Origin of the sequence: Streptomyces sp. 13-12-16 (assembly GCF_002114215.1) — a bacterium.
Classification (GTDB): Bacteria; Actinomycetota; Actinomycetes; order Streptomycetales; family Streptomycetaceae; genus Streptomyces.
In genome coordinates, this window is record NZ_NCTE01000003.1 from 1 (window position 1) to 3,677 (window position 3,677).

2 protein-coding genes are annotated in these 3,677 nt (G+C 73.3%); both read left to right on the top strand.

The window, feature by feature from the left end:
- The coding region (locus B7767_RS00115) for a helix-turn-helix transcriptional regulator (RefSeq protein ID WP_218775759.1) at window positions 1-1,606 on the top strand (1,606 nt) is incomplete at its 5' end.
- Window positions 1,607-2,096: 490 nt separating this feature from the next.
- Window positions 2,097-3,488 carry a Cys-Gln thioester bond-forming surface protein gene (locus B7767_RS00120; RefSeq protein WP_179166982.1) on the top strand — a complete coding sequence of 464 codons (1,392 nt, stop codon included), beginning with the start codon at window positions 2,097-2,099 and terminating at the stop codon, window positions 3,486-3,488.
- Window positions 3,489-3,677: the final 189 nt, after the last annotated feature.

The following is a 3,677-nucleotide window of genomic DNA, read 5'->3' on the forward strand; positions in this document are numbered from 1 at the left end:
ATACGCCGCCGCGGCGGCGGCCTACGAACGGGCCGCGCAGCTCACGGAGTCCGGCCCGGACCGGGCCCGCCGGCTCGTGCTGGCCGCGGAGGCGATCGCCGAGGAAGGCGACATCGACCGCATGGCGGAGCTCGCCCGGCACGGCGCGGCGAGCACCGACGACCCGGCCCTGACCGTGCGCGCCATCCGGGTCCGCGCCGCCGCGGCGTTCCACCACGGTCTGCTCCGCACGGCCTGCCGGTCGCTGACCGAGGCGGCCGAGCTGACCCGGACCGACGATCCGGCACTGGCCGCCCGCATGATGCTCGACGCGGTGCACGCCGCCTGGTACCTCGGGAAGGACGAGATCGCGGACACCGCGGACCGGCTGGACGCCCTGCCGTTGCCGCCCGACGACCCGCTCATCCACGTGGCCCGCCTGCTGACCTGGACGGTGCGGTCCGCGATCGGCCGGGGGGACCGCAACCACGGAACCCTCGCACGCCGTATCGCGGCCGCCGCACGGACCGGGTTCGGCGGCCCGCACGACACGATCCTGGTCGGGGCCACCAGCCTTCAGGCCGCAGGTCAGGACACCGAGGCGCACCGGGTGGCCGGCGAGCTCCTCGTCCGGTGCCGCGACCGCGGATGGATCGGCCGGACACCGCCCGTGCTGGCGTGCGTCGCCCGGACGTCGACCTTCCTCGGCCGTCACACCGACGCCTGGGACGAGGCGACCGAGGCGCTGGGCATCGCCCAGGAGCTCGGGCACCGGCAGTGGACCGCCGAGATCAGCGGCGTGCTGGCCTACCTGGCCGCGGTGACGGGTGACGAGCGAGGCTGTCACGCCTTCGCCGACGACGCGCTCGCCGCGCCGGAGCCCGGCGCGGTCCCACCCGGCATGTCCTGGGCGCACTGGGCGCTGGCCCTGCTCGACCTCGGCCACGCCCGGTGGGAGTCCGCCCGTACCCGCCTGGCCGTCCTGCACACCGGACCGGTGAGCCATCAGCTTCCCGGCCTGCGCAGCGTTCCCGACCTGGTCGAGGCGGCGGTGCGGCTCGGCCGGCCGGCCGACGCCCGTGAGCCGCTCGCACGGCTCACGGCCTGGGCGCACGACGCCGCGCAGCCGTGGATCGACGCGCACGTCCAACGCTGCCGCGCGCTGCTCGCGCCGGAAACGGACGCGGCGGAGCTGTACCGGGCCGCCTTGCGGCTGCACCCCGACGACCGGCGGTTCGAACGCGCGCGAACCGCTCTCCTCTACGGCGAGTGGCTGCGCCGCACGCGCCGCAAGTCCGAGGCCAGGACCCAACTCCGGGACGCGTTCGAGACCTTCCGGAGGATCGGCGCCACTCCCTGGGAGGAGCGGGCCCGCGCCGAGCTCGACGCGACCGGCGGAACCGTACCCGGGGCCGAGGCCGCGGGCGGGGTACTGTCCGTGCTCACCTCGCAGGAACGGAAGATCGTCCGGCTGGCCGCACGGGGGCTGTCCAACCGGGACATCGCCGCACAGCTGTTCCTCAGCCCGCGCACCGTCGGACACCACCTCTACAAGGCGTTCCCCAAACTCGGCGTCACCGCACGGACCGAACTCGCCGCCCTGGCGCTCACGGACGCCGCGCCGTGAGCGCCACCGCGTGGCCCGGGTCCGCCCCGGGCCCGGCGTCCGCCTCGCCGGCCGCCCTGACCGTCTTTCCTGGCGATCGCCCAACCGCCTCTCCCGGCCGATCGCCCAACCGCCTTTCCCGGAACGGGACATGGGACACGGGAAAGCGTGCCGAGCACATACCGGTGGCCGCCCTCTACCGGACAGTAGGTGTGCAGACTTCCCAAGTGGGTTGTGAAGATTGGATGGATGGGGACACTCCGGTCGTCGGAAGTAACGGTTCCGATTCGGAATGATCGTCCGGCGCCGGGAAGGGGGATCCGCGGCGCTTCCGTCCCTAGGATCACCGTGTGCTTGTCCAGCACTTGAGACAACTGGCGTGACTCTTCCACCACGCATCACGTGTGAACACAACTCGCGTGTCCCGTTGCGGGTCCCGCCGGAGGGGAAATCTGTGTTTGCTCTTCAATCCGCGTCCGCCACGACCGGGCGGCGCACCACCGGACGACGTATGGCCGCGGGGGCGGCCACGGCCGGACTGCTCACCATGGGCCTCCTCGCAGGCGCGGGCAACGCCGCCGCCGACGGGGACGACGTCCATCACCAGGGGGGTGCGGTCGCCACTCTCGACGGGCTGAAGACGTACGACTCGGCCCGTCTGGACATCGGCGACGGCAAGACCAAGAACATCGCCGCCGGCCTGTTCGAGATGAGCGTCGAGGGCAGCGGCCGTCTGCAGTCGTACTGCATCGACATCCACAACCCGACCCAGAACAAGGCGAAGTACCTGGAGACCCCCTGGGCCCAGACCTCGCTCGGCGCCAACGAGAACGCCGGCAAGATCCTCTGGATCCTGCAGAACTCGTACCCGCAGGTCGACGACCTGACGGCGCTGGCCCGGAAGTCGGGTACCGAGGGGCTGACGGCCAAGACCGCGGCGGCCGGCACCCAGGTGGCCATCTGGCGCTTCTCGGACGGGGCGAAGGTCGAGGCCCGCGACGCGCAGGCCGAGAAGCTCGCCGACTGGCTGGAGGCCCAGGCGCAGAACCTCCAGGAGCCGAAGACCTCCCTCACGCTGGAGCCCAACGCGGTCTCCGGCAAGGCCGGCGGCAAGCTCGGCCCGGTGACCGTGCGCACCGACGCCGGCCAGGTCTCCGTCGCCGCCTCCGCCGACGCGGCCGGCGCCGGCGTCAAGGTGACCGACAAGGACGGCAAGGCCCTCACGTCCGCCGGCGACGGCACCGAGCTGTACTTCGACGTTCCCGAGGGCACGGCCGACGGTTCGGCCTCGCTGACGGTCCGGGCGACCACCGAGATCCCGGTCGGCCGCGCGTTCGCGAGCCCCAGCAAGAGCCAGACGCAGATCCTCGCCGGCTCCAGCGAGTCCACGGTCACGGCCGACGCGACCGCGAACTGGGCCACCAAGGGCGCCATCCCCTCGGTCACGGCGGAGAAGAACTGCGCCGAGGGCGGCGTCGACGTCACGGCGAGCAACGAGGGCGACACCCCGTTCACCTTCGAACTCGCGGGCGCCGAGCACACGATCGAGGCGGGCGGCAGCAAGACGGTGACCGTCCCGGTCGACGAGGACGCGTCGTACGACTTCACCGTCACCGGCCCGAACGGCTTCTCGGAGCGCTTCCAGGGCGTCCTGGACTGCAAGACCCAGGGCACCCCGGCCCCGGGGACCGAGACGCCGGGCACGGACGGTGACACCCCGTCCTCCGCCCCCAGCCCGGCCGGCGGCTCCGCCGAGGACACGACCGGCGGCGAGGGCGACCTCGCGAACACCGGCGGCTCCAGCGCGACGCCGGTGATCGCGGGCATCGCGGTGGCCCTCGTGGCCGCGGGCGGCGCGGCGATGTTCTTCCTGCGCAAGAAGAAGGCGGCCACCGGACAGTGACCGGCCGCTGATCCGGCGGACGGAACCGGCGCACGCGTCCCGCGACGGCGCCGGTGAGTCCGCCGAACCGCTCCCGGACCCGGGTCCTGGGGCCACGAGGGGAGTGGATCTCCTGGCGACACGTCGGCGGCACGCCGCCGACGGACCGTTCCGCCGGGAGGTCCGCTCCCCTCCGTGTCGTGCCGCCGG